This is a genomic window from Pseudomonas sp. xss_4, assembly GCF_043104125.1.
Classification (GTDB): domain Bacteria; phylum Pseudomonadota; class Gammaproteobacteria; order Pseudomonadales; family Pseudomonadaceae; genus Aquipseudomonas; species Aquipseudomonas parafulva_B.
The window spans coordinates 19,481-43,749 of the sequence record NZ_JBICKJ010000090.1 but is presented as its reverse complement, the minus strand read 5'-3'; the positions used below and the strand labels follow the sequence as shown (position 1 = coordinate 43,749).

At 41.2% G+C, this 24,269-nt stretch carries 26 protein-coding genes and 1 tRNA gene; 13 read left to right on the top strand and 14 right to left on the bottom strand.

What is annotated here, in order from left to right; all coding sequences use genetic code 11:
• Positions 1–58 precede the first annotated feature (58 nt).
• Genes yajC through queA form a run of 3 tightly spaced genes read right to left on the bottom strand, consistent with a single transcriptional unit; the run spans position 59 to position 2,618 of the window.
• Entirely contained in the window at positions 59–394 is a 336-nt protein-coding gene (yajC, locus tag ACF8GB_RS19290) for a preprotein translocase subunit YajC (RefSeq protein WP_023533309.1), read from the bottom strand.
• Between the two features lie 44 nt (positions 395–438).
• The gene (gene tgt, locus ACF8GB_RS19285; protein WP_392527519.1) at positions 439–1,554 is read right to left on the bottom strand and encodes a tRNA guanosine(34) transglycosylase Tgt; all 1,116 of its coding nucleotides are present in this window, start codon (positions 1,552–1,554) and stop codon (positions 439–441) included.
• Between the two features lie 14 nt (positions 1,555–1,568).
• Complete coding sequence (gene queA, locus ACF8GB_RS19280) at positions 1,569–2,618, bottom strand: tRNA preQ1(34) S-adenosylmethionine ribosyltransferase-isomerase QueA (RefSeq protein ID WP_392527492.1); 1,050 nt, start codon at positions 2,616–2,618, stop codon at positions 1,569–1,571.
• Positions 2,619–2,723: 105 nt separating this feature from the next.
• On the opposite strand from queA, the gene ACF8GB_RS19275 reads away from it, so the two are divergent.
• From ACF8GB_RS19275 to ACF8GB_RS19255, 5 genes are all read left to right on the top strand, one after another.
• Positions 2,724–2,808: transfer RNA gene (locus ACF8GB_RS19275), tRNA-Leu, on the top strand.
• Between the two features lie 330 nt (positions 2,809–3,138).
• Positions 3,139–4,266 carry a zincin-like metallopeptidase domain-containing protein gene (locus ACF8GB_RS19270; protein ID WP_392527491.1) on the top strand — a complete coding sequence of 376 codons (1,128 nt, stop codon included), beginning with the start codon at positions 3,139–3,141 and terminating at the stop codon, positions 4,264–4,266.
• Between the two features lie 5 nt (positions 4,267–4,271).
• Positions 4,272–4,430: a hypothetical protein gene (locus ACF8GB_RS19265; RefSeq protein ID WP_392527489.1), complete on the top strand. Its 159-nt coding sequence runs from the start codon at positions 4,272–4,274 to the stop codon at positions 4,428–4,430.
• A gap of 419 nt (positions 4,431–4,849) precedes the next feature.
• Positions 4,850–5,809, top strand: a complete 960-nt coding sequence (locus ACF8GB_RS19260) for an AAA family ATPase (RefSeq protein WP_392527487.1) — start codon at positions 4,850–4,852, stop codon at positions 5,807–5,809.
• A gap of 57 nt (positions 5,810–5,866) precedes the next feature.
• Entirely contained in the window at positions 5,867–6,301 is a 435-nt protein-coding gene (locus ACF8GB_RS19255; protein ID WP_392527486.1) for a hypothetical protein, read from the top strand.
• 45 nt (positions 6,302–6,346) lie between these two features.
• Here the strand turns inward: ACF8GB_RS19255 and ACF8GB_RS19250 are convergent, their stop codons facing one another.
• Positions 6,347–7,210, bottom strand: a complete 864-nt coding sequence (locus tag ACF8GB_RS19250; protein WP_392527485.1) for a hypothetical protein — start codon at positions 7,208–7,210, stop codon at positions 6,347–6,349.
• A 157-nt stretch (positions 7,211–7,367) separates the two neighbouring features.
• Here ACF8GB_RS19250 and ACF8GB_RS19245 point away from each other — a divergent pair, with 157 nt between their 5' ends.
• Positions 7,368–7,850 carry a hypothetical protein gene (locus tag ACF8GB_RS19245; protein WP_392527484.1) on the top strand — a complete coding sequence of 161 codons (483 nt, stop codon included), beginning with the start codon at positions 7,368–7,370 and terminating at the stop codon, positions 7,848–7,850.
• Position 7,851: 1 nt separating this feature from the next.
• Here ACF8GB_RS19245 and ACF8GB_RS19240 read toward each other — a convergent pair whose 3' ends face one another.
• Together ACF8GB_RS19240 and ACF8GB_RS19235 are read right to left on the bottom strand one after the other, a co-directional pair.
• Positions 7,852–9,120 (bottom strand): Y-family DNA polymerase, encoded by a 1,269-nt coding sequence (locus ACF8GB_RS19240; RefSeq protein ID WP_392527483.1) that lies wholly within the window; start codon positions 9,118–9,120, stop codon positions 7,852–7,854.
• Positions 9,121–9,129: 9 nt separating this feature from the next.
• On the bottom strand, positions 9,130–9,564 hold the full coding sequence (locus ACF8GB_RS19235) for a LexA family protein (protein WP_392527481.1): 435 nt from the start codon (positions 9,562–9,564) through the stop codon (positions 9,130–9,132).
• A 169-nt stretch (positions 9,565–9,733) separates the two neighbouring features.
• Here ACF8GB_RS19235 and ACF8GB_RS19230 point away from each other — a divergent pair, with 169 nt between their 5' ends.
• The 7 genes from ACF8GB_RS19230 to ACF8GB_RS19200 all read left to right on the top strand — a co-directional run bounded on the left by ACF8GB_RS19230 (position 9,734) and on the right by ACF8GB_RS19200 (position 14,835).
• Entirely contained in the window at positions 9,734–10,171 is a 438-nt protein-coding gene (locus tag ACF8GB_RS19230; RefSeq protein ID WP_392527480.1) for a hypothetical protein, read from the top strand.
• On the top strand, positions 10,155–10,727 hold the full coding sequence (locus ACF8GB_RS19225) for a hypothetical protein (protein ID WP_212624346.1): 573 nt from the start codon (positions 10,155–10,157) through the stop codon (positions 10,725–10,727). Before ACF8GB_RS19230 ends, ACF8GB_RS19225 begins: the two co-directional genes overlap by 17 nt.
• 154 nt (positions 10,728–10,881) lie before the next feature.
• The gene (locus ACF8GB_RS19220) at positions 10,882–11,397 is read left to right on the top strand and encodes a hypothetical protein (RefSeq protein ID WP_392527479.1); all 516 of its coding nucleotides are present in this window, start codon (positions 10,882–10,884) and stop codon (positions 11,395–11,397) included.
• A 154-nt stretch (positions 11,398–11,551) separates the two neighbouring features.
• Entirely contained in the window at positions 11,552–13,306 is a 1,755-nt protein-coding gene (locus ACF8GB_RS19215) for a DEAD/DEAH box helicase (RefSeq protein ID WP_392527478.1), read from the top strand.
• A gap of 155 nt (positions 13,307–13,461) precedes the next feature.
• Positions 13,462–13,722, top strand: a complete 261-nt coding sequence (locus ACF8GB_RS19210) for a hypothetical protein (protein WP_181073652.1) — start codon at positions 13,462–13,464, stop codon at positions 13,720–13,722.
• Positions 13,723–14,088: 366 nt separating this feature from the next.
• Positions 14,089–14,439, top strand: a complete 351-nt coding sequence (locus ACF8GB_RS19205) for a hypothetical protein (protein ID WP_392527476.1) — start codon at positions 14,089–14,091, stop codon at positions 14,437–14,439.
• Positions 14,440–14,523: 84 nt separating this feature from the next.
• Positions 14,524–14,835 carry a hypothetical protein gene (locus tag ACF8GB_RS19200; RefSeq protein WP_181073650.1) on the top strand — a complete coding sequence of 104 codons (312 nt, stop codon included), beginning with the start codon at positions 14,524–14,526 and terminating at the stop codon, positions 14,833–14,835.
• A 627-nt stretch (positions 14,836–15,462) separates the two neighbouring features.
• Here the strand turns inward: ACF8GB_RS19200 and ACF8GB_RS19195 are convergent.
• The 8 genes from ACF8GB_RS19195 to ACF8GB_RS19160 form a co-directional block, all read right to left on the bottom strand.
• The gene (locus ACF8GB_RS19195) at positions 15,463–15,765 is read right to left on the bottom strand and encodes a hypothetical protein (protein ID WP_181073649.1); all 303 of its coding nucleotides are present in this window, start codon (positions 15,763–15,765) and stop codon (positions 15,463–15,465) included.
• A complete protein-coding gene (locus tag ACF8GB_RS19190; protein WP_181073648.1) occupies positions 15,762–15,989 on the bottom strand; it encodes a hypothetical protein in 228 nt (75 codons plus the stop codon). The genes ACF8GB_RS19195 and ACF8GB_RS19190 overlap by 4 nt, the downstream gene beginning before the upstream one ends.
• A 98-nt stretch (positions 15,990–16,087) precedes the next feature.
• Entirely contained in the window at positions 16,088–18,415 is a 2,328-nt protein-coding gene (locus ACF8GB_RS19185; protein WP_392527473.1) for a hypothetical protein, read from the bottom strand.
• 42 nt (positions 18,416–18,457) lie between these two features.
• Positions 18,458–18,715 (bottom strand): hypothetical protein, encoded by a 258-nt coding sequence (locus ACF8GB_RS19180; protein WP_392527471.1) that lies wholly within the window; start codon positions 18,713–18,715, stop codon positions 18,458–18,460.
• A 103-nt stretch (positions 18,716–18,818) separates the two neighbouring features.
• Positions 18,819–22,025 (bottom strand): hypothetical protein, encoded by a 3,207-nt coding sequence (locus tag ACF8GB_RS19175; RefSeq protein ID WP_392527469.1) that lies wholly within the window; start codon positions 22,023–22,025, stop codon positions 18,819–18,821.
• 131 nt (positions 22,026–22,156) lie between these two features.
• Positions 22,157–22,876 carry a hypothetical protein gene (locus ACF8GB_RS19170; protein WP_324835927.1) on the bottom strand — a complete coding sequence of 240 codons (720 nt, stop codon included), beginning with the start codon at positions 22,874–22,876 and terminating at the stop codon, positions 22,157–22,159.
• Between the two features lie 232 nt (positions 22,877–23,108).
• Positions 23,109–23,429: a hypothetical protein gene (locus tag ACF8GB_RS19165; protein ID WP_212624175.1), complete on the bottom strand. Its 321-nt coding sequence runs from the start codon at positions 23,427–23,429 to the stop codon at positions 23,109–23,111.
• Between the two features lie 89 nt (positions 23,430–23,518).
• Positions 23,519–24,202: a hypothetical protein gene (locus tag ACF8GB_RS19160; protein ID WP_212624174.1), complete on the bottom strand. Its 684-nt coding sequence runs from the start codon at positions 24,200–24,202 to the stop codon at positions 23,519–23,521.
• Positions 24,203–24,269: the final 67 nt, after the last annotated feature.

Here is a 24,269-nt window from a genome sequence, read left to right as displayed (position 1 = left end):
GCCCGTTCAAGACGCGGGGCGCGTTGCGCGCCCCGACTGGAAAAATGAAACCGGTAACTCAGATAGCCTTGAGCGTACCTTTTGGCAGGGTCGCGGCAATGGCGCCCTTCTGGAACTTCAGCTCGACAGTGTCGGACACTTCCAGCACCACGAAATCATCGGCCACTTTGACGATCTTGCCGGCGATACCGCCGTTGGTGACAACTTCGTCACCTTTTTGCAAGTTGCCCAGCAGGTTCTTCTGCTCTTTGGCGCGCTTGGCCTGTGGACGCCAGATCATCAGGTAGAAGATGACCAGGAAACCAACCAGGAAAATCCACTCGAAACCAGTACCGGCGGGGCCGGCGGCAGGGGCTGCAGCGTCCGCGTATGCGGCGGGGATCAAGAAGCTCATGGGTGCACTCCTAATGCAAATATTTTAATAATGGATGCAGACAGTCAGTCCAAGGGCGGTACAACAAGCCCGCGCTTGGCGTAGAAGGCGTCGACGAAGGCGGCCAATTTACCTTGTGGAATAGCCTCGCGTAAACCGGCCATCAAGCGCTGGTAATGGCGCAAGTTATGGATGGTATTCAACATGCTGCTGAGCATTTCGCCGCACTTGTCCAGGTGATGCAGATAGGCGCGGGAGAAGTTGCTGCAGGTGTAGCAGTCACAGGTCGGATCCAGTGGCGATTCATCATGGCGATGGAACGCGTTGCGGATCTTGATCACCCCCGTGTCGACGAACAGGTGGCCGTTGCGCGCATTGCGCGTAGGCATCACGCAGTCGAACATGTCGACGCCGCGGCGCACACCCTCAACGAGATCCTCCGGTTTGCCTACCCCCATAAGGTAACGAGGTTTGTCAGCCGGCATTTGCCCTGGCAAGTAGTCCAGCACCTTGATCATCTCGTGCTTGGGCTCACCCACCGACAGGCCGCCAATGGCCAGGCCGTCGAAGCCGATGTTCTCGAGCCCCTCCAGCGAGCGCATGCGCAGGTCCTGGTACATGCCGCCCTGAACGATGCCGAACAGCGCGGCGGTGTTGTCGGCATGGGCGTTCTTCGAGCGCTGGGCCCAGCGCAGCGACAGCTCCATGGAGGTACGAGCGATGTCGTGCTCGGCAGGGTACGGGGTGCACTCGTCGAAGATCATCACCACGTCCGAGCCCAGGTCGCGTTGCACCTGCATGGATTCCTCCGGGCCCATGAACACCTTGGAGCCGTCCACGGGAGAGGCGAAGGTCACGCCTTCTTCCTTGATCTTGCGCATGGCGCCCAGGCTGAAGACCTGGAAGCCACCGGAATCGGTAAGAATCGGGCCTTTCCACTGCATGAAATCGTGCAGGCCGTTGTGCTTCTTGATTACCTCGGTGCCTGGGCGCAGCCACAGGTGGAAGGTATTGCCCAGGATCATCTCGGCGCCAATGGCCTCGATGTCACGGGGCAGCATGCCCTTGACCGTGCCATAGGTGCCCACCGGCATGAACGCCGGGGTTTCGACCGTGCCACGGGGGAAGGTGATGCGGCCACGACGGGCCTTGCCGTCGGTGGCCAGCAGTTCGAAGGACATTCGGCAGGTGCGACTCATGCTTGCTCCTCGGGGCCGCGAGGCGCCGGATTGCGGGTGATGAACATGGCATCACCGTAACTGAAGAAGCGGTACCCCTGCTCGACCGCCGCCGCGTAGGCAGCCATGGTCTCGGGGTAACCGGCGAAGGCCGAGACCAGCATCAGCAGCGTGGACTCGGGCAGGTGGAAGTTGGTGACCAGCGCATCGACCACGTGGAACGGGCGACCGGGGTAGATGAAGATATCGGTGTCACCGCTGAAGGGCTTGAGCTGGCCATCACGGGCGGCGCTTTCGAGCGACCGCACACTGGTGGTGCCCACGGCGATCACACGCCCGCCACGGGCGCGGCAGGCCTCGATGGCGTCGACCACAGACTGGCTCACTTCGAGCCATTCCTTATGCATGTGGTGGTCTTCGATCTTGTCGACCCGCACTGGCTGGAATGTGCCTGCCCCCACGTGGAGGGTGACGAAAGCCTGCTCTACCCCCTTGGCGGCGATCTGCTCGAGCAGTGCTTCGTCGAAATGCAGGCCCGCCGTGGGGGCGGCGACAGCACCTGCCTTTTCGGCGTAGACCGTCTGGTAGCGCTCCCGGTCGGCGCCTTCGTCAGGGCGATCGATGTAGGGCGGCAGCGGCATGTGACCAACCCGGTCGAGCAGCGGCAACACCTCTTCGGTGAAACGCAGCTCGAACAAGGTGTCATGGCGCGCGACCATTTCAGCTTCACCACCGCCGTCCACCAGAATGACCGCGCCCACTTTGGGCGCCTTGCTCGCCCGCACGTGAGCCAGCACGCGATGGCTGTCGAGCACGCGCTCGACCAGCATTTCAAGCTTGCCCCCGGACGCCTTCTGGCCGAACAGCCGTGCCGGAATGACCCGGGTGTTGTTGAACACCATCAGGTCGCCAGGGCGCAGGTAGCCGAGCAGGTCGGGGAATTGCCGGTGCTCGAGTGCACCGCTTGGCCCATCGAGCACCAGCAGGCGGCTGCCATGGCGCTCGGCCAATGGATGGCGGGCGATCAGGGAATCGGGGAGTTCGAAGGAGAAATCGGCAACGCGCATGATGATGTTCGGTTCGGCAGGGCCGGGAAGTTTAGCCCAAGGAATGAAAATTGACCATGAAAGACGATTGACCGACCGACGGCACCTCTCTATACTGCGCGCCACGCCCTGATGGCGGAATTGGTAGACGCGGCGGATTCAAAATCCGTTTTCGAAAGGAGTGGGAGTTCGAGTCTCCCTCGGGGCACCATCTTTTTCCTTTAAAATCAAGCACTTAGCGATTTTGACGGAAATGCTTTTGGAAGTAATTTTTGGAAGTCATTTTGGACCTTCCAAAGCGAAGAAACCCGGCCCAACGGCTGGGTTTTTTTTCGCCTAAATTTTGACCAGGCCATGCACTGTCCGGCCTACCTCCCCATCACTCCCCTCTTCACCAGCTCACCTGCTCAGCAGTCCACGTCGCCTGGACCTGCCGTGACCCATGGCACCGCTTAATCAACAACGAGATATTTTTTAAATCGCTTCACAATCTAAAATATAAAAATGGTATTATTATAATATAAAACTACATATTATTATTATGAGCAGACCAGAAAATATTGACGAGCATTTGGCAATGCTTGGGCAAAAACTAATTGATTCACTGGAAAAATTCACAGCAGACGGAAAACGCCAGCCGTGGGAATCTCCGGTATTTAAAGCCAGATATATGAATCCCGTAAGTGGCACTAAATACACACTGGAAAATGCGGCGCAACTGGCAATGATGGCAGAAGACCGAGGATTCAAAACCCCTTATTATCTAACGGCTAAGCAGGGGTTTGATTCTGGTATGTCTATGCAGAAAGGAACAGAAGCCAGCTACATCACCCAGCACTTTGTTATTTCGAAGCCATTGACGAAAAAGAATGGTCAAGGGCATGAAGAAGTGCTTTTAGACACAGATGGAAATCCAAAAATTTATAAACGGGCTGGCTCTAAACAAGTGCCAGTATTCAACCTTGACCAGTTCACTGGTGCTTTGCCAGCCAAGATTGAAAGGATTATTAGCGCTCAAAACAAGATTTCTACATCTGAGCAAGTTGAAACTGTTTATCAATCTTTGATAGACACAATGCCTACACCGCTCACAAGAAATATTGAGCCAGATGGACAACACAACTATTACAGTCCATCTAAAGATTCAATCAATGCCGCACCGTCAAATTTGTTTAAAAGCCGTCTCCATGAATTTCACACAATCGCTCATGAGATAAGCCATTCATATGGACATACCAGCCGAAAGAATCGTGAATCTTTGCATAAATATGGACAAGGTAATGAATATAGAGGATTTGAAGAATTAGTAGCAAACCTTTCAGCGCAACGCATTGCAGACCACTTTGGGCTTGAACTGAATGGAGCAGCTAAAGATGATATGAATGAGTCATTTAAAAATAATCATGCTTCATATGATTTAGGATGGGCTAATGCAGGATTCAAAGATAACCCTCAAAGAATTTGGGAAGCCATTAAGATGGCAGATCAGACAAGTTCAACAGTCATTCAGCTAATGACAGAAGACCTGAAAGCAAAGCTTGAACGCAATCCATCATTAGAAGTGCCGGATATTTTGAAAGCTTCAATTCAAGCCAAAAAAGACAGCGAAGCCGCTTATGAGCAAAGGCAAGCTGAAAAAACAACAAAAACAAGAAAATATAAAAGGTAATTATTATGAACGATATTTTGAAAGAATTGATTGACACTGATGAAGAATTAAAAGCTTTGATTGCATTGGGTTACACAATCGAAGAAGACCATGAGCAACCTGATTCCGTTAGTCAGTCCAAGGCACCAGCACAGCCCTACCCTGCCGATTTGAAAATCCACTGAATCCAGATTCTTAAACCGAGAGCCTTCAAGGCTCTTTTTTTATGCCTAATAATTTTGATATCCAGAAAATCAGAATTCTTAATTTTGATATCCATTTATTCTAAATAATCTGAATACTTCAGTGGATCGAATCAATTTCAATTATTAAAATAGCAGGCATATGGCAGAGACATAGCAGACCTATGCCATAGCTCTGGCAGAATTATGGCAGACCTCTGCCATAGATATAGCAGAAATATGGCAGACCCCTGCCATACAAATAGCATAGATATAGCAAGGGTTTGGCAGGGTTATGCCATAGGTATGGCAGACACATAGCAGAAATATGGCATTTATTTTTCGTTAATACCTACTTTTACGAATTCAATATGTTATAAATATAAGTATTAACAAATTAAATATATCTTGGAGAATATAAAATGCAAGCAAATACATTGTCTTTGGTAATTGAGAACGTAGTAAATCCAGCAAAATCTTCAATTTTTGCTCAGCTTCAAGCAATCTATAATGACATTATCGAAATGTTGGAAAGCAAAGACAGAAGCGTAATCATGGCTGCTATCTCTCAGAAAGGTGGCGTTGCTAAATCCACAATCATTTATCAATTCGCTGTCATGCTCGCAAATCTTGGCTTTAAAGTTCGCATTTTCGATTGCGATACTCAGCAGACTTTGCAGCATCAATGGAAAAAACGCTACGAATACAAAAAGCAAGAAATGGCTTTTATCAAGCAAGCAAAAGAAGAACTTGCTAAGAAAGTGGCAGAAGGCAAATTGAACGAATATTTCAGAATCAATTCTGAAAAAAGCATTGCCAAGCGTGAAGAACGTCTTAAAGCGATTTCAAGTATTGACTTTGCAAATCACAATCCAGAAGTAGATTTCTCAGAAGTCATTAAAACAAGCGCTGATTTTGACGTTGTATTGTTTGATACAGCTTGCCACCTTAGCGATGCACAGTCCCCTTTGTTGTATGTGTGCGATTCCATCGTTATTCCTTTTAATAACTCTGACGATGAATTCGATACTAACGTGCGTGTTAAGAAATTCATTCAAGACGAGAAAGTAAATGCGGCTGAAAACGACGAAGTAATCACTGCTGACATTCGTTCAGTGATTATCGACCGCCCTAACACTGCCAAGGATCGCACTGAATATGTGAAAAATCTTTGGATTGATTATGGCTACCAGAAGACGCACGGCCTTCTTGAATCACGTTTGACTAACCGCCAAATCTACCGTGACGTTAAGAATTTCGGCCTTGGCGTTGGCGAATTGGAAGGCCAAGCTGGTGAAATTGCTTCGCTTGAAATCGCCACATTGTTCAAAGAATTGTTGGTTTCATCTGATGCCAAACAAGCAAAAAGGGTTAAGGCTTAACAAGCCTTTTTCAAACAGAAACAAAAAACTAATCACTAACTACATGAGGAAATAAAAATGAAAAGACAACCAATCCGCTTAGACAATGAAGAAATTCTTGCTGATTTTGACCCGCTGTTAAATCCAAAACCGGCAGTTCTCGCTGTCGTCGAAGCTCCAACACCTGAACCAGTTGCCACGCCTGAAACGGCTAAAAGCGTTGCTGAAAAAGGGCTTGAAAGCTATCTGAACACTTGGAATGAAGCACCAGCAAAATACGAACACATGGCCTTCAACGAAGAAACGAAAGCGCTTGTAGAGGCAGTTCAGGAGCTTGAAGCCTTCAAGAACGCTGGCAGTAAGCGTCCAAGTATGATGAAGAACAAAGCCCAGTCATTCCAGCGCTTCGCTCAAATGGGGATGTTACTGATGCTTCAAGCAGAGACTGACACAGAGATAGCAAAGACCTTTGCCGATCTTTTTCAAAAATCAAAACCCGCAAAGGACCGCTAAATCTTGTAACCCTTGAAACCCGCCATTCGGCGGGTTTGAGTTCTTTTATTTTTTACCCTGGCTGCTGGTGATTCTTTTCAGATTGTTGTCAAATTTTTCTTTTACTTCAAGCTTATCTTTGTCGTAAATCCAGAACTGCACACCAGACAGAAGCAATGTTTTATCAGTATATTGATCAACGCTATCGTGATTTATATCAAAATTCCCCCAGCGCATTACTACCGGGTCCGCGACTTTACCTACAATCGCCACTGAAAGAGATTTTTTGAGTGACTCCGCCTGATCCATTGGCACTTGAACAGTCATGGGAATATGGTCAGTTACAGACAGATTTGTTTTAAAGCCGACTTTATAAGAAATGCTTTCGTATACAGGCAAACCATACCTTTTTTCTCCTCGCACTGACTCTGTAGCGATTGAGACAGAAAGCGGAAAACTTTTTGACGAGCTATATGGCGTTTTTTGATCGAACGTGGTATCAAACTCTACTTCCAAATCAAACCGCTCATTATCCGCATCATATTTTATTGTCTGCCTCGATGGGACAAAAAAGACAAGACTCGGCTTTCCCTCTACACTATTTACAGTCGATATAAACTCAGCTTTTCGCGCTGCAAAAGCTTCTTTCTTCTCAAATTCTTTTTTCTCATCAAGCCCGAGTTCATTAGCTTTGTCAATTATAGATTTGATATCATGCTTGATGATGATGCGCTTTAAAGATATGTCTGTGTAAGACAGCGGCCCATAAACAACTGGTGGTGCGGGTGGTGCAGGTGGTGGTGCCACTTTGGCAGGCTCAATGTTCGCTTGGGCCTTAGCAAGCTCTGTGTAAGCGTCTTTTTTGTCTTCGCAAGCTGTCAAAACGAAGCAAGATGCCAGAATCAAAGCTCCGGTTATTTTAAATTTCATTCCTTAAAATCCTTAAACCGCTGTAAATTTCGGCGGCAGTATACCTTTTCTCGATAGCTTTGTGCCATTACTTTAAATGCACAAGAAAATTTTATAGATTTTTTTAAAATACACCAACTTAAAATGATATAATTTAATTACAACAAAATTGAAATATATGACGAAGAAACACAACAAGAAGATTGAAGTTCAAGCTTTATCAAACGAAGAAATGGATTACCTCGAAAGTTTAGGCTCATTTGAATTTCACGAAGATGAAGAAATGATGATCTTTGTTAAACCTACTAAAAGCTTAGATGATTACTCTAATCTGGCTTATCAGCGCTTTGAAAAGGAATTCTTAATATATGAAAATACTTCCTTTTCAATAACTAAAAAATTTCACCTCACAAGAGCAAGGTTATCATTTTTCATTCACAGCAAATTAGTTGCAGCGGATAGTTTATTAAAATGGAACGATGATTACTGTTTAGAACCCAAAAAAATAATCATTAAGGAGTTACAAGAAGCCAACGAAAACATTATCAATTACAAAAAAGAAATTGGTTTAAAAGAAGGAGTTGAGGCAGAATTTGAATTTCTAAAAAATGACAGATTTTATAGACCAGCAAAACAGAAGCCTTTGCCAAAATTAAAATAAATCAGCACTTAATCAGCTTTAATTCATTCCAGTTCGTCAAATAATTTTGTGATTTAAAATCCATTTTCATAGACCAACTGGCTTGTTTCTTTTCCCGAGCAATCCTAATCGTCCCCCTGCCCCATCGCATATTTACAACATCAATCACTTTCATCAATTCAGGAGCATTACGCCGAGGTTCAGGCGCAAACAAATCATGCTGGGCATTCTTAGCTTCTGAAAACTGACTGAGAACTACACCAGCCTTGGCATATCTATACCCATCCAAAAATATCTTTTCAAGCCCAGCCAATGCGGCTTGAACAAAATCACGGCTGTCATCAGATGGAGATTCAAGCCCCACAATAATGGCTTTGCTGTAAGGCTTTTCATCGAAACGAGACGTTTGGATAAAGACTTGAATACAGCTTGCAAGCTGTTTTTCAGATCTCAATTTCACACATGCTCGGGCTGCATACGTTGCCACAGCTTCACGCAAGCCATTAATGCTTTCTACTCGACCATTAAAGGATCTGGTAGAGGCAATCGTCTGTTTTGGTTCAGCATGTTCTTCAAGCGCATAGCAAGACACACCAGTCAATTCGATTGCCGTTTTTTCGATGTTGACATTGAAATGCTTGCGCAGAGTCTTCTTATCATACTGCGACAAATCCCATGCGCTTTGAATTTTCATTGATTCAAGATGCGCAGAAATCCGCCTACCAACACCCCATATTTCAGATACAGGCATCCACTTCAAAAGCTTGTCCCGCTTCACTTCATCTAGCAGAACCACCACTGAATCAGTTTTTGCTTTCCATTTCTTTGCTGCGAAATTCGCGGCCTTGGCAAGCGTTTTTGTTGAACCTATGCCCACACCAACCGGAATTCCCGTAGCCATAAACACGGCTTTTCTCATTTCATGGGCAAGCTTTTCTAAATCACCAGGAATGCCGGTTAGGTCTAACCAACATTCGTCAATGCTATAAATTTCTATACGAGGCGCGAACCTCCAAAGCACAAGCATTACACGATTAGAAATTTCTTGATAAAGCGCATAATTTGAGGAAACGACACGCAAGCCATGAGTTTTCATCAGATGCTTAATTTCAAAGAATGGTTGTCCCATTTTTACACCTAGGGCTTTACACGCATCATTCCTCGATACCACTGCCCCATCCCCGTTACTAAGAGCCGCAATGGGTAGACCTGGCACCCTCAGCGAGCCATCAAGGGTCGCTTCCGCAGAGACGTAGAAGCAATGACAATCGACCAGTGCAAAGACAGCCATACGGCCCCCTCAGCGCCTTGAAACACGGTGAAGGTTCCAGAGCACAACACCCCAGCATTCGACGTCTTCCCACTCCCCTACCAGCACATCAGCGCACATAGGGTTATGGGCCTTCAAGACGGGGGGCAAGCCGGGGCGTTCAAGGTATTGCTTTGCAGTGAAGTCACCGCCCATCACGCATATCACAACGTCCAGATCGAGCGGTTCTAGCGCTCTATCGACTATCAGAACGTCCCTATTGTAGATGCCGAGATCTCTCAGACTCTGACCGTCAGCACGCACAAGCCAACGGCTTGGCTCACGTAGACCCACTAGTTCGTCAAGGCTAAGTGGTGGCTCAGCATATTCAAGCGCAGGGCTTGGGAACCCACAGGAGACACGCCCTAGCACGGGCTTTTTGAGACGTTCAGGAAGGTAGAGGACTGGGCCAAGGACGGTGAACATGGTGAAAACTCAATGACTGTATGGACATACAGTAGCCCACGAATGCCTGTGACAGCAACCATCGTTGAAGACTCTTAGAGGTCCGATCTGAAAATATTTAATATATTTCATTGCTTAATACTTATATTTCAAATAATAAATGATAGAATAAATTTAGAGGTAATTTAACATGACAAATTATAAATACAACCACACATTTTTAGCCCTAAAAAAAATGGGTTACGGAATATCAATAAAGAAACACCCTAGCAACATAACTAAGATTTACGCCACTCAGAACGGCGAAAAAATAGAGATCTATGGAGAAGTTAATGAAAACCAGCAGAGGAAAACTAAGAAATATTTAGCTAAAGAAGCTGGCTATCACCTTTTTAGCGATGTTTCAGCTCAATTTACATCGTCTAATTCAATCGTCGATAGCAAAATGAGAGAGATTTTAGAGGAATTGCCCAGCGTTCATAAACAGAATGCGATCTACTGCTTAAAAAAATGTCTTGAAGACATAAATAAATATCGTCCTGATGGCGATAAATTCGACTTTGACAAAATGGTAAAATTGATAGAAGAACTGAATATTGGTGAGGAATCACATGAATTTAACAACTGAACAAAAAGAATTGATAGCCAATCAATCAAAAGAAGCGGCATTAGCGTTTAACGAACAGCAACAATATCAAAGAGACGAAAAGTCATATATCCAAATATACGCTGAACGTAGAGATGAAATTCTGGCTAAAGCTGGTGTTAAAAACCCAACAACAGATGAAATCTATCATATCGAATCAACGATAATTCAAAAAGAATTTAAGGACATTCTTGAAAATTCTCCAAGGCTTAAAATATTAAATAGATTGGTAGAAGTTGGCGCAGTGACACTCAATCATCACCAGCATGAGTTTCCATCAATCGAACTTTACAACAGTAAAATAGAAAATGGCATGTATACGCTCATGTCAGTTGAACCAAAGCAACAGGGCAAACGGCTTTCAGATGGTGTAGATATTTTCGTTTGGGGAATTGACGATTATTACAAACAGTCATCGTTGAAAGAGGGTTTGGAAGAAGCGCAAAAAATGGTCTGTAAAGTCATAAACGAATTAAAAGAAAAAGAGGATTTAATAAACTCAGTGAAAAATAATAATCGAGTAAAACCCGGTTTCTAAAACAGCCCGAAGGGGCTTTTTTTTCGTCAAAGAAAAAATATTAAATTATTTTAGATATTTTATTCGTTAAAGCTTATATTCATAAAAATAAATGGTATTATATTTATATAGAGAAATGATTCTCTAAATAACAAATATCAAAAAGGTAAATATCATGACTACAGAAGTAAAAGTAACATACACAACAGATGAAAATGGCGACGAAACAGTAATGAGCGTAAACAGCCCATACAACAAATCCTTTATAGAAAGAGCAAGAAAGTTGCACGGGAAATTCAATACAACATCAAAAGCTTGGGACTTTTCACCAAAAATTAAGGTAAAAGTTTTTGACGCTTTAAGAACTGTTTACGATTATGAGGAACCAGGGGTTGTTGTTGAAAAAGTCGATATTTTAGTAACAATAAATGAAAAGGTATTTGGATTTACAGGCGATGTAATTTTGGGAGGGAGAATCATCGCAGTTGGTAAAGAAAGAGACTCAGGGGCTTATGAAGGAAAAGATGTGAATATGGTTGAAGGTGAAATGTCTACAGGCGGAAGCAGAAAAAACTGGTTTACATATATAGATGCTGGAACAGTTTTGGAAGTTTTCAACGTAAACAAAAAGACTTTGAAATTGTGGGATAATGAAGAAGCAGTATCATACAAGATAATTGAGAACAAATAAGAATAGCCCCCAGGGGCTTTTTTTTCGTCAGCTAAAAAAATATTAAATTATTTTAGATACTTAATCGCTTAAAGCTTATATTTAGATAATTAAATGTTATTATATTAGTAAGGAGATAAGAAACTCTCTGATAATAAAAATAATTGGTGCAAACATGTCAAATTTAAAAATGGAGTTCACAAACAATCAATATCAATGCTACACAATATATGATTTGAAAGACTATCCCAAAAACGCTGGTTTCCGTTGGGAAATGAAAGGCAAATACTGGTATGCAGATAACATAATAGCTGCAAAAAAATTAATGGAGAAATTGAAGAAAGATAGGATTGAAGTAGAACAGACTCCATATTTTGAAGATCAATACACAAAAGAAGTTAAAGACCACAAATCAAATCTTAAAGCCGCTTCAAAGGTTTCGTCTAAATTTAAAGCGCCTGCTCCTGCTGGACTCGAATACTTACCTTACCAAAAAGCTGGCATTGAATACGCTTCCAAAAAAGGCAATGCACTTTTCGCTGATGAAATGGGATTGGGTAAAACAATTCAGGCAATCGGCGTAATCAACACAAAACCGGACGTTAAGAGATTGCTTGTGCTTTGCCCAGCAACATTAAAAACAAACTGGAAACGTGAGCTTAAAAAATGGCTTGTGAATGACGATTTAAGAAACGCAATCAGCGTTGTAGGCAACAAGATTGAATTATCAACTGCCGATGTTATATGCGACGTTATGAATTATGATTTAGCTTCAAAGAAATTAGCCATTCTTGAGTCAGTAGAATACGACTACATAATCTTTGATGAAGCTCATTATCTTAAAAATGGAGAATCAAAAAGAACAATAGCAGCGTTAAAAATCCAATCGAAAAAATTCTTAGCATTAACTGGAACACCATTCCTCAACAATCCATTTGAAATATTTACGATTGCGAACAAGCTTGACCCAAATGCTTTCAAAACTTATGGATCTTTTGGATACAGATATTGCTCAGGTCATTTTCATAAAGTAGAACCAGCGTCATTGAAAAACCTTGACGAGCTTCAAGCTAAATTGAAAGAAGCTGGCATGATTCGCAGATTGAAAAAAGACGTATTGAAAGAGTTACCAGACAAAATTCATTCAACCCTTGCGATTCCAACAGACAATTCAAATTCAGATTTTAAATTCGCCATTCGTGGAGAAGGTCAATTCATTGAAAAGTCATTCAAAGAATACAATTCAATAATGACTGCCTTGGCAAAAATGACCAAAAAAACTGAACAATATGATGAAAAGCTTAAAGAATTAAGAGCTTTAAGATCTGACTTCATGAGCCAGATGAGCAGGATTCGTAGAGAAACGGCTACTGCAAAAGCGCCTATCGTAGTGGAATATCTTCAAGAAGCTGTTGAGAGCCAAGGCAAGGTTGTATTCTTCGCTCACCACTCTGACGTGCTCGACATAGTGCAGAACAAGCTTTCTGAGGCTGGAATCAAGGCAGTGCGTGTAGATGGGTCTATGAGCCAGAAAGCCCGTCAGGCGTCCATTGACGGATTCCAAAGCGGCGATGCTCAGGTCTTCATTGGTTCAATCAGGGCTTGCTCAGAAGGTATCACGCTCACAGCTTCATCGACTGTTTACTTTGGAGAAATGGACTGGACACCAGCCAAAATGATGCACTGCGAAGACAGATGCCACCGCATTGGTCAGAAAAACTCAGTGTCAGTTATCAACGTGGTTGTTGAAAACACAATTGACGACTACATAGCATCGACTCTTGCAAATAAAAGGATTGTTATAGGCAAACTTTTAGATGAAGAATCAGATCAAGATGGTGAATACAAAGAGTTTAGTTTCTACGATTTCTTCAAATATTTCGGTAAAGACGCCGAAATCATTGGAGAAGAAGAAATTCAAGCAGCTTAATGAACTGGCCCGGAAGGGCTTTTTTCATGCCCCAATAAAAATATTATAATATTTTCGATATTTTATTCCTTAAAGCTTATATTTCAAAAAATATATGGTATTATATATTTAAGGGAAAGAAAATCCCACAATAACTAAAAATGGAGAAAATCAAAATGACAAATATTAACTACACAGAATTAAAGAAATTAGGCGTTGAACCTATTTACAAATCAAACAGAAATGGCAAAGGCCGTTTATATGCAACTGATGTTAAAACTGGTGCAAGACTAGAAAACAGCGAAGGTTTCATTTTTGAAGAATATTACGACAATAATGGCATTTCAAAAAACCCGGTGACAGCACGCACAGATTCACACATTTGGATAGCAACGGAAAATCTTTTAGCGAAAGTGAAAGCTCACTTAGCAGCTTAAAAAGAACTGGCCCGAAAGGGCTTTTTTTTCGTCCATAAAAAAATCCTAAAATATTTTAGATATTTAATTCCTTAAAGCTTATATTTGTGAAAATAAATGTTATTATATACTTAAGAGATAAATATCTTTACTAACAAATACTACAAAGAGGAAATAGTATGTTCAAAATTAACTACACGCTTGAATCAATTTTTGGATTAACCAACACAACATCTTCAATAGAATGGAACAGATTCATAAACGACAATGCATCAGAGCGAAAAAAGGATGATAGCTTCATTGGACAAATAGGAAACTTGATTTTCAGCAGAACAGTTGGAAGCGAAACATTAAACATAAAAACAATAAACGAATAAGAGGATAATCATGATATTTTCATTTAAAGGCAGCAGCTTTTCAGTTTCACCAGCTAATGATATGAATCAACGAATTCATCCAGCCACTTTAAACTACGTTTATGATGAATTAGAAGATGACTTATTAGCGAAATTCAACGAAAACGAATATGTAATTAAAAAGGTTGATTTTGACACGAATGAATTGAAATACTTCTACGAACATAAAGTTTCAGCAATCATCACAAAAAAAGATGGTATATATGAAGATGGATCAATATTAAACCATCTTGGAAATGCAACAACAGAGGAAATTACGACTCATCGAAACCATATACATTACGTCAAAACCGTTATTGAAAAGAAAACCAAGCGCCGATAAGGCGTTTTTTCTTCCATAGTTTTAATAATTCAAAATGGTATCATTCAATTAAGCATGAGATTATTCATGTGAATGAGAAACCAAATGGATAAAAAATATGATGAATTAACTGATTATGAAAAAATTAAGTTTTTAAATTTTGGTGTTGAACCAAGATCTGCCCAATACAGACACCTTGTGTATTATCTGACGAAAGACGGCAACAGGGTTTTGCAAAACGGCGAACCAGTGAAAGTCAAATTCTCAGACACAAACGGTAAGAACAAGAACCCTGCTGAAGTCAGACCAAACAGCGCAGGACTCTACGCACTGCGAGATCTAAGGGAAAAGGCAGAAGCCATCAGGCCACCACCACAGCCCGAAAGACCCAAATCCAGAATCAAGAACAGGCCATGACGGGCCTTTTTTGTTGCCTGCAATTCGCCCCAGGTCGAACGTGTGATCGGCTCTGTAAGCCCCGGTAACGCTGGGTTAGCAGACTTATGGCAGGACTCTGCCATAGCTATGGCAGACCCATAGCAGGAACATGTCAGAAGATAGCCATACGTCGACAAGATCCATAGCATCGCCTTGGCACGGCCAAGGCCACCAGTCGAGCTGCAGATCCCCACCCTACTCTACTCCCCATCTTCTAACGTCACTCCGGCGCTCTGGCAGGGTTATGCCATAGGTATGGCAGACTCATAACAGGAATCTGGCAGGAGGCTGGTAGACGCATGGCAGGCCCATAGCAATGGTATGGCAGGCTTCTCGTAGACGATTAGCAAGCGCATGGTAGAAGAATGGCAGATGGTTAGCAGGACGCTGGTAGACGCATGGCATGACGTTAGGACGGGCTTGCTACGGCTCTGGTAGGAGTGTGGCAGGATTCTGGCAGATGGTTGCTATGGCTATGGCTATGGCAGTAGGTTGCTATAAAGCTGGCAGGGTTATGTAAGAGGTCTGGCAGACCGAGGAAGGATCGAGCAGAGGCGCAGAACCCCAAGGCCCAGGCGAAAAAAAGCTACCAAGTAAAGGTAGCTTTCAGGTGAAGCGTCGAGATTGTGAACGTATGCGATTGATCAGGATTTTTGAGATTGCCAAACCGCCAATCATCCACACCACTGCAAAACCGATCATGAAGTAATAGTGAAAAGCGCTATTGTTAGCCAAGAAATCGTTGTGGGCTATTGAGATTGCTCTGGCCGAATATCCGTTAAGCTCAGGCGAGAAATCCCAAATGAAAATTCCAAGAACGTATGAAACCATCATCTTGTAAAAGAAAACCGTAAATATTAAAAGCAAAGTCCATTTGCAAATCACATAGTGTGCGAACGCATTATTCATTTTTCACCTTCCATTTTTCCTAAATATTTTCCGAAATAAAGGAAGCAAGCACCCATTACCAATGGAGCATTCATAATTAAGAATTTGTGGTCGTAAATTACTGACGGTCCTAACTTTGAATGTCCATACATAAAGAAAAACAGAAGAAAAAATGTAACGAAGCCAGCAACAATGGTGCGCAGGGTTGAGACAACCCCATCTGCAAAGCCTAAAAACAATCTCATTTTTAAATCTCCATATGTCTTATTTATTCCAATTATAGCATATGCCTTTCAACAAACAAGCGTATTCAAATAAATATTTGAACCGCTTATCTTAATTTTTAAATTGCTCTTGTGATTTTCTGCATTTGTTGCTGAATTTGAGATTGAATTTGCTCGCCCAACCCTTCGTTACGCAGATTATATGTAAAGAAACTTTGGAGCTTGGTAACAAGATTGCCAGCCATTGAGCTTAATTTGATTATAAAAACAGTATCAAGCAATTGAAATATGAAAATCTTCAAAGACAGGTTAATGATTGAATTTATAAATTGTCCATTCTCCCCGATAAACGATGCACCCATTGCCGTGGCCCAAAATCCCACCAATACCATGGCAAACCCATAAATTCCTAAAACCAGTAAAAACGCTGCAAACATGACTGGCAATGAAATTATCAGCCACAATGACGCAGAGAATATAGAAGCTATGCTCACTCCAGCTTGAACGGGCTTCGTTAGGTTCTCATGCGATGGGAAAGCGCTTTTCAATAGATCTATCTTATAGCCGAGCGTCATGAATAATGCCCCGGCAACAGTTGCGAGCATCATTCCACCCAGGACGAAAATAGGAGATAGTCCGGCTATCAATCTTATAAATGAAAACCCTAAAGCTAACTGCAAGAAATGAATCGCCAGATCTATAATTTTCAGGAATGGGGAGTTTGGCATTGTTTGTTCTAAGAGGATGTGAACCCCTTTGAGCGATACGATAATCTCGAAAACTGCTTGTGCATACATAAGATTTGAAGATGTTGATGCGGCCATTTGATTCAAATAGGGAACTTGGCAAGTGTTATCAGTTTGAAAGCAGTCTTCACCTGTAAACCCAGCATTATCGAACATGTTACCGCCTAAAAGGTTTGCAGCAGCTAATAAATGATGTTCCACATCATCTTTATTTGACCAAAAGCTTTCACCCAAAGCGGTTGCTAAACTTTTATCTCTATCTATAAATTTTATATTTGAAAGACCACCAGATAAATCAGATGCGATCTTTGCTGATTCAGCTTCATTTAGACCCACTGCGTTTCTGTATGCAGAGAGCGATTCGCTACTAATTGACGATATTTTGCTAAGCTCAGACTTAACCTCCGCCCTCCATTTTGACGCTCCAACTTCTTGCGTAACGAGATCGAGCATGAAACTGATAGCGTTCACATTGAAAACCAATGAGGATTTTTCCATTTTCTCGCCATAATCAACACCCACCGTAGCAAAAGTTTTGGCGAACGCCTTAATCGCATTGTCTTTAATATATTTCAAGCTTTGAGAATCTACATTTAACTCTGGCAAGAAGGAAACTATATTGCCTTCACCAAGCAAAGGGATTGAGTTTGAATCAACATTCAAACAATCTTTATAAGCAATCATTGAATCCTTTAGCGCTTCTCTTTTACCATCTACTTTTAAGGAATTTGCGCAGAGATTCTTTTTATATTCGTATTGATAAATTCTTGCTTGATTGTTTAGCTCAATGAGGGCGTCATTTATTGTGGATTCAAAACCGCTATAGGAAACAGAGCCAGGGTCGAATGACGTGTATCCTGCGGCTATGGCACATTTCTGACTTCTTTTAGCTTCACCATCGGAAAGCGTGCCCCCAAAAAATGTATCTGCATCAGCTTTACTATTCTTCAAACAGTTTGAAAAAGCAGTATCAACAAACTCAACTGAAATACCTTTATTCCTAAGATTGAGGTTATACATTTCTAATCGCATTCTGTCGTTGTTGTCAGCAATGTGAACCATAGAATCAAAAATCGGCCCTATCTGCTCAGTAGCATACGCCTCAGCACGTTGCTGATAAGCCGAAGGATCGTTCACAGTTGTCTCAGCGAGTGAAGGCGCAGTCATCATCATGATGTAGGCAACAAATAGCACAGACACGAACACAGCGCCCCATACCAGCGCATACAGGCCACCGCATACTAGGAGAAAGAAAATCATTGCATAGTTTATGAAGGCATAGCCAAAGCCATGGCTCAAGACGAACTGGCCTTGATGCTGTGTATAAGTCATTCTAAAAATCTGGAACATGACTGTCAGCGTCAAGAAGATTTCACACAGGATTGCAGTTAGGGAATCCGTAATGTCGAATATGTAGTTGAACCCCGTAGTATTTTCAGATGGCTCTACTGAAATCTCTTTCCAAGTAAGAACAGACCCAACGACGTTTACGAAAGCGGCAGCGCCTGGAGTTAGCAGAGACTCAATATATCCAAGGGGGGAATTTTTAATATTGTATGAAGCGCATTGAGCAAACGTTGTGCTGTCTTGCACAATACACGTTGCATGTTCATCAATCGTTTGCGTGATTTGCTGTTCTGTTTGAGCATGGCTCAGTAAAGGTATAAATGCCATCAACAGAATGATTAGAATTTGTTTCATAGAAATTTAGATTATTTAATGCAATTATAGCATTGTGGACTATTATATTTCGTCTTTAACGTCCTTATTTTTGACTAAATCACGAAATTCTTTTTGTTGCTTTTTCTTTGCTGCAGCTTCATCTTTTGCCTTTTTGATTAGTGGCATTTTGAATTTCACAAGAAAAAAATATCCAGCTATGAAAGCAACGATTATGACAATGGCTATGCCAGTCGTGGGGCTGAACAGATGGAAAGCATCTTTAAATAGAAAGAGGATTATCAAAGCAAGTAGTGCGATGTATAGAGATCTGATATTCATGTCAAAATTTATTTGTTATACCAAATTATAACATTTCCGCTTGATTAAATTGCTTGGCTATCAAAATTTCTGGTTAAAAAGAAACCCGCCAAAGCGGGTTATCTTATTGACTTTCGTTTGAGGATTTCAAACCTTGTGCGCCAAATTTTTTGGCAGTTTCTCTAATTTTACTTCTCTCTTCCTTTTGAAGATCTCTTTTATACTTACTTTTAGAATTTGTCGCATCAATTAAATTATTAGACTCAGATGAAACCATCCTAATCGCATCAATTGCTCTTGAATCGAATAACGTTTTTGCTACACGCTTAATTTCTTGGTCTGCACTTGAATTATATTCAAACTTGCTCATAAATTCCTCACCTACGCCGTAGATATTCTTTATCAATGAATGCACAGTGAAAGCACACATTATCATTGCAAAAACAGCAGCCATTAGTGAGCCAATAATTCCGGTATCTGATCCACCTAGTATATGCCAAAGGATCGGAGCCACATCAAACAAATCTAACGCTATGTATACAAATGCAGTCAAGAACGCATATACAGCTACAAGCAATGTGAGTGAAACGATTGCATTAAACAATGCAGCTCTATGTTTTCTAAAGTTATCTATGTCCAAAGAAACTAACATTCTGATGACGTAATACGGACCATATAGATTCTGGAACATTGTTATGTTCACTAAGAATTTAATTAACACGTTAGTCAAAATGAACGCTGGAAGCCAAGGCAATAGATACTTCATGATAAAACCAGCGCCAAGCAAAATAATTGCAACTGGTTTTAAAGCTTCTGTTGCAGACGTTGCAGCCGCCATAAATATTTTTACTAACTTAGTCCCACCACCTACGACCACTTTTGCAATTTTACCTACCATCTTTTGATCGGTCCCAACAGACGCCGCACCATTAGTAAGATTTTCTGCTAAATCAGCAACACCATCTACTGAATCTGCAGCCAAATGAAGCACAGAATTCATGACAAACACCTTCAATGAATAAGAAATTAATTCATCACCCATGTTTGACGTTTCAGCTAATAAATTGGCTTTAGGACGCATCTCGCATGGAATCGAATCTTTCAAACAAGCCTTAGCACCATCATAGATTGAAAGATTTGGATCTAAACGACCAAGCACTTTTAAGGAATCGGTAGGAATACCAACAATTTCGGAGATTATGCTTTTCATCATCGAATTAAGCTTATCTGCCATTGAAGAATCAGATTCTGGCGTCAGTGCAGAAAGGTTAATTACTGACTGTAAATAAGCATATTGCATATCAACTGGATAGAAATAAGTCGCTAACTGCTTGGACTTTTCATCATCAGCTTCTAAATCTTTGGCATTCCATAAATCCTCAGTGTTAACTTTTGTAGGGCTTTTTCTGATTTGTTCATTAACAAGGACATGAATAGCGTCAGTGATAAACGCATCACGCTTTGCAATAGACCCTTGAATTCTTGAACGAGCCGAACCATCCAAGGCATAACCGACAAGGCCAAGCGTTACGTTTCTCAATGAAGCACCAGCCATTGCTTGCAGGTATGTCTGATCCTCATTTATATATTCCTTAACACCTTCCATGAACGAAAGCACTGCAAAATCATAAGCCGCTTTGTAAGCCATTACCTGCGCTTTGTAGAGCAAAGCATCTTCGGGCTTCTCAGAACCAAGGGCGATAACTCTATTGTCGTTCTCACGCAGGAAAGCACATTTGAACTGAACATTTGTCATTCCCTTTGCTAAAAAGGTTTTAGCGTCTTCCCCCATCGAAGCGTTAAGTTTGTCAATATTCTTCTTATTGTCACGAACATCACTCCAATGCTCAGTGCATTCCTTATTGATCTGAGCCTCAGCTATTTTGAAGAAATATTTCAATTGGTTGCTTGTCAAAGCACCTGATTTGTCAGCACCCTGGACACCAGCCATTACTGCAGAAGTCACTAATCCTGAAAGCACTATTCTTGACTCTGGAGTAGTCGAACCTATTTCATCCATCTTTACAGCGCCTACTTGCTCTTTAGTAAATTTCTTGGCATAAGCCTTGATTGAATCTTTCAATTCTCCCAAGCCCTGATATTTAGTCGCATCCTCATACAGAGTTGCGCTATTCACGTTGCCAGACTGCATCAACGGGATTAAAACAGCAGATGCCTTTTCAGCAGAACTCAGAATTATGTTATTACTATTGCTCGCAGAATTATCAACAACAGCCTGGATTTGCTTAATCAATGTGCCATCGTTAACAGATGTATTAGTGCTTTGCTCGAAAGATTCAGCATTAGCATTGATTTCTACTGTTCCGTAAAGGGAGTCATAGCCGTAAACCTTTCTTTCGTCAACACTGTAATCACCTGTATTTCTTCTGATATTTACAGAGCGAGATATTTTATAGAGATTCACAACATTACTAAATGAAGTAGTCATATCAATATTGAACCAACCGTCATTTTCAGCGTTAACTTTCAATTGCTGAAATTCATTGAATTTGGCTAATGCCTCACCAACTGTATATCCCCCAGTGTATTTAACAAACCATCTATCACGCTCAGCTATCCCCGCCATATTTAATTGAAGCTTAGCTTGACGAGTTTTTAAAATGGACAAAGCAATTTCAGTCATATTGTTTGAATTTGCAGCGATGGTGTATTTATCGTTAGCTGAAGGCACAGACGAGTGATTAGCTATTTGTTGCTGAACTGTCATCGTCAGAAGGAATTTGTTGGCGTATCCATTTATTGTAAGAACAACGATTACGATGAAACTCTTGAAGAAGAATATTATTCCAGATGCGAAACCAACAACGACTAACTTATTCGCAATCAGGGTCATCACTTCATCCCATCCATCCCCTTTCATTAAATGGACTGTGCCCCAGATTGAAAGGAATAATCCAGAAATCCCAAATATGACGATTAACGCATAATTTCTATTATCGTCTAGCCACTTAAACAAGAAAGATTGTTCCACGGTTTTATCAAATCCCTGTGCTCTCAAATCAGCTAAAAAATCATCTGGAAGATTCGCTGTTCCTGTTAGCTGTGTCATCAAGTTTGTGACTAGATCGTTGTTGAACTGAAAGCGCCCTATGGTCACGGCATCCATTTTTAGATTTGGGCTATTTAAATCCAATTTTGAGATGTTGCTGATTTGCTCCCAATTGAAAAATTCTTTAGCAGATTGAGATAATGAAGCGCCTGCAGCCTTATTGTTTGTCCCAGTTTCATCAGTAGCTTGGTTAGTTGATTCATCTGCAAATGCAGAAACTGAGAAAATCAATGCAATTGAAAGCAGTAATTTTCTTATCATAATAATTATATTTTGTTATATACAGCAAATTATAGCATTATGAGATTCCAATTCAGGCGGTTAAGAGCAGGATTTTCAAAATCATATGGAACAAAAAACCGGGATAAACCCGGATTTCTTTTTGGAGTATTTTATTTTTTGGCGTTCAGGATCTTCGCTCGAACATCATCATGACGATATGCAGCCATCAGAAAATACGCAGGGTCAGAATGCGTGTTGATACGAGCATTTTGAAGCCCTGCAATCAAGGCCCCAACGCCCACGATACCGGCCACTGCTGGTAAGCTCATGTGAAGCCCGCCAAGACCAATCATGAAAGGCAACAGTGCTAAGGCATACATGACAGTGGGCACGATGAAGAACACCACTGCATAGCGTCCTAAGACCCTTCCAGGACTTCTGTTCAAGTAAAGGTCAAGGGCAGAACGAAATTCAGGGTGCTGGTTGAACGTTGCATTGGTCAAAAATCTTGACGTTTCAACGAAGCTGAAAAAACTCAGCCCTCTTGCTTGCTCACGCTCTTTACAATATCTCAGTTCACCCCTAACCACATTCAGCATCAGCGACACCACAATTAAAGAAGCAGCAATGGCTAGAATCGCAAGGTAAACAAAAAATGACTGAACGTTAAGACCGTATGAGAAAATCAGCTTAATTACAAATGCCAATATCAACGCTGAAAAGAAAGGTAGCACAGCTACGCGAATAATGTTCCAAATTGTTGAAGCTAATACTGAACCTATTGGGTCTGTGTATTTATTATCAAACTCGTTGAGTTTGACTTCGACCTTTGACGCAGTTTGTCTAATTTTTTTAAGCGCAGACTGAACGCTTTTGAAAAATGTTTTCATATTTCGACTATAGATTTGTTATATAGCCGATTATAGCATTTTAATTTTTAAATCAAGCCCAATTCAAATTATCTTTTGGTCAATGACGAATAGTCAAAACGTAAGTCTTTGTAGCAAAGCAGTTCGCTCAGCCCTAAAGAATTCAGACCCAACAAAACAGCTTGGACTTGATTTTCAGGTATGTAATTTACAGCATCTGCGTTAACACATAAAAGTAGCATATATAATGAGATTATTTTTCTTGCCATATTAGACACCCTCTAATTGCCCTCAAGATTATTGCTTGAGTTAAAGCTACAAGAAATGCAACTAAACCAAAATCAACTAATTCTAATTCTGTTCTGGTATCATTCAGCAAACTCAGAATGATGGTAACGCAGTAAGCCCAGAAAATTGAGAATGACAAAGCAGCGCACAAAGAAAAATAAATCTGCTCAGTCAGTTTAGGAGTATTTCTAGCCGCGTTTTTTTTATAAAGGCTAGCGTCAGGTTTATATGTGAAAGCATTATCTATATCAAGCGATATCTTTTCGTATTCGTAAGAGTCAATCATAGTTTTGTTATTTCGTTATAACGCAATTATAGCATTTGCATAAAATAAAACCGCCATTTTGGCGGTAATATTGTTAGATAATTTGAATGTTAGTTACCATTCTCTTTTTCATGCAATTCATCTAAAGTGGATTTTTTAGCGTGGCTTATTACTGAATAAATAGCATCTTGAATATCTTCAATTTTTCTATCTGTCATACTTTCAACAATTTTTGCCAACGAAACTTTGTCAATCTTGCTTAACGTTCCATCGTTTACAGAACCAATCGCCGGATTGAAATCATAGTCCGCAGATTCTGAAAGATCTACAGATTGTGTTGGACTTTCAAACCCCCACCTAATTAACTCTCTTATATTTTTGAGGTCTGGAATTTCATTCACTTCATTTTGTAATTCAACCTGTTTCGATTTTATTATTGAGCTTGCTATTTCATCTAATAATATGGATGAATGGTTAGCTTCTACGGTTTTTGAAGAAACGCATTGTTCATATTTATCTTTGAATTCAATAGCTCTATCACTAACACTTAAAAAGAATGGTAATGGGAAAAGCAAGACGACTATTAAAAGCAAACGCCAAGAATATTTTTCACTGTCATCTTTAATAGAGTTTGAAGATTGATTAACTTCAACCTTTTTGGATTCTGATTTCAAAGAAGCGTTCTCAGCACGCAATCTTTTGACTTCTTTTTTTAAATTCTTTATTTCTTTTGAGTTTTTAGCTCTGTATGACACTTGTGATTCTTGTGAATCGTTTTTATCTAAATCAATCATGATAGTAATATTTTGTTATATCATAATTATAGCATATTTAATTTCTTAAAACTTACTTTAAGCGGAA

Excerpts from the sequence above, each read along its gene's own strand:
- ACF8GB_RS19210 (WP_181073652.1), top strand. The coding sequence starts at position 13,462 with ATGACAAATATTAACTACACAGAATTAAAGAAATTAGGCGTTGAACCT.
- ACF8GB_RS19165 (WP_212624175.1), bottom strand. The coding sequence starts at position 23,429 with ATGATTGACTCTTACGAATACGAAAAGATATCGCTTGATATAGATAAT.
- ACF8GB_RS19180 (WP_392527471.1), bottom strand. The coding sequence starts at position 18,715 with ATGAATATCAGATCTCTATACATCGCACTACTTGCTTTGATAATCCTC.
- ACF8GB_RS19250 (WP_392527485.1), bottom strand. The coding sequence starts at position 7,210 with ATGAAATTTAAAATAACCGGAGCTTTGATTCTGGCATCTTGCTTCGTT.
- yajC (WP_023533309.1), bottom strand. The coding sequence starts at position 394 with ATGAGCTTCTTGATCCCCGCCGCATACGCGGACGCTGCAGCCCCTGCC.
- ACF8GB_RS19175 (WP_392527469.1), bottom strand. The coding sequence starts at position 22,025 with ATGATAAGAAAATTACTGCTTTCAATTGCATTGATTTTCTCAGTTTCT.
- ACF8GB_RS19230 (WP_392527480.1), top strand. The coding sequence starts at position 9,734 with ATGACAAATTATAAATACAACCACACATTTTTAGCCCTAAAAAAAATG.
- ACF8GB_RS19185 (WP_392527473.1), bottom strand. The coding sequence starts at position 18,415 with ATGAAACAAATTCTAATCATTCTGTTGATGGCATTTATACCTTTACTG.
- ACF8GB_RS19270 (WP_392527491.1), top strand. The coding sequence starts at position 3,139 with ATGAGCAGACCAGAAAATATTGACGAGCATTTGGCAATGCTTGGGCAA.
- ACF8GB_RS19220 (WP_392527479.1), top strand. The coding sequence starts at position 10,882 with ATGACTACAGAAGTAAAAGTAACATACACAACAGATGAAAATGGCGAC.
- tgt (WP_392527519.1), bottom strand. The coding sequence starts at position 1,554 with ATGTCCTTCGAACTGCTGGCCACCGACGGCAAGGCCCGTCGTGGCCGC.
- ACF8GB_RS19190 (WP_181073648.1), bottom strand. The coding sequence starts at position 15,989 with ATGAGATTGTTTTTAGGCTTTGCAGATGGGGTTGTCTCAACCCTGCGC.
- ACF8GB_RS19200 (WP_181073650.1), top strand. The coding sequence starts at position 14,524 with ATGGATAAAAAATATGATGAATTAACTGATTATGAAAAAATTAAGTTT.
- ACF8GB_RS19205 (WP_392527476.1), top strand. The coding sequence starts at position 14,089 with ATGATATTTTCATTTAAAGGCAGCAGCTTTTCAGTTTCACCAGCTAAT.
- ACF8GB_RS19260 (WP_392527487.1), top strand. The coding sequence starts at position 4,850 with ATGCAAGCAAATACATTGTCTTTGGTAATTGAGAACGTAGTAAATCCA.
- ACF8GB_RS19255 (WP_392527486.1), top strand. The coding sequence starts at position 5,867 with ATGAAAAGACAACCAATCCGCTTAGACAATGAAGAAATTCTTGCTGAT.
- ACF8GB_RS19265 (WP_392527489.1), top strand. The coding sequence starts at position 4,272 with ATGAACGATATTTTGAAAGAATTGATTGACACTGATGAAGAATTAAAA.
- ACF8GB_RS19245 (WP_392527484.1), top strand. The coding sequence starts at position 7,368 with ATGACGAAGAAACACAACAAGAAGATTGAAGTTCAAGCTTTATCAAAC.
- ACF8GB_RS19225 (WP_212624346.1), top strand. The coding sequence starts at position 10,155 with ATGAATTTAACAACTGAACAAAAAGAATTGATAGCCAATCAATCAAAA.
- queA (WP_392527492.1), bottom strand. The coding sequence starts at position 2,618 with ATGCGCGTTGCCGATTTCTCCTTCGAACTCCCCGATTCCCTGATCGCC.
- ACF8GB_RS19160 (WP_212624174.1), bottom strand. The coding sequence starts at position 24,202 with ATGATTGATTTAGATAAAAACGATTCACAAGAATCACAAGTGTCATAC.
- ACF8GB_RS19235 (WP_392527481.1), bottom strand. The coding sequence starts at position 9,564 with ATGTTCACCGTCCTTGGCCCAGTCCTCTACCTTCCTGAACGTCTCAAA.
- ACF8GB_RS19170 (WP_324835927.1), bottom strand. The coding sequence starts at position 22,876 with ATGAAAACATTTTTCAAAAGCGTTCAGTCTGCGCTTAAAAAAATTAGA.
- ACF8GB_RS19195 (WP_181073649.1), bottom strand. The coding sequence starts at position 15,765 with ATGAATAATGCGTTCGCACACTATGTGATTTGCAAATGGACTTTGCTT.
- ACF8GB_RS19215 (WP_392527478.1), top strand. The coding sequence starts at position 11,552 with ATGTCAAATTTAAAAATGGAGTTCACAAACAATCAATATCAATGCTAC.
- ACF8GB_RS19240 (WP_392527483.1), bottom strand. The coding sequence starts at position 9,120 with ATGGCTGTCTTTGCACTGGTCGATTGTCATTGCTTCTACGTCTCTGCG.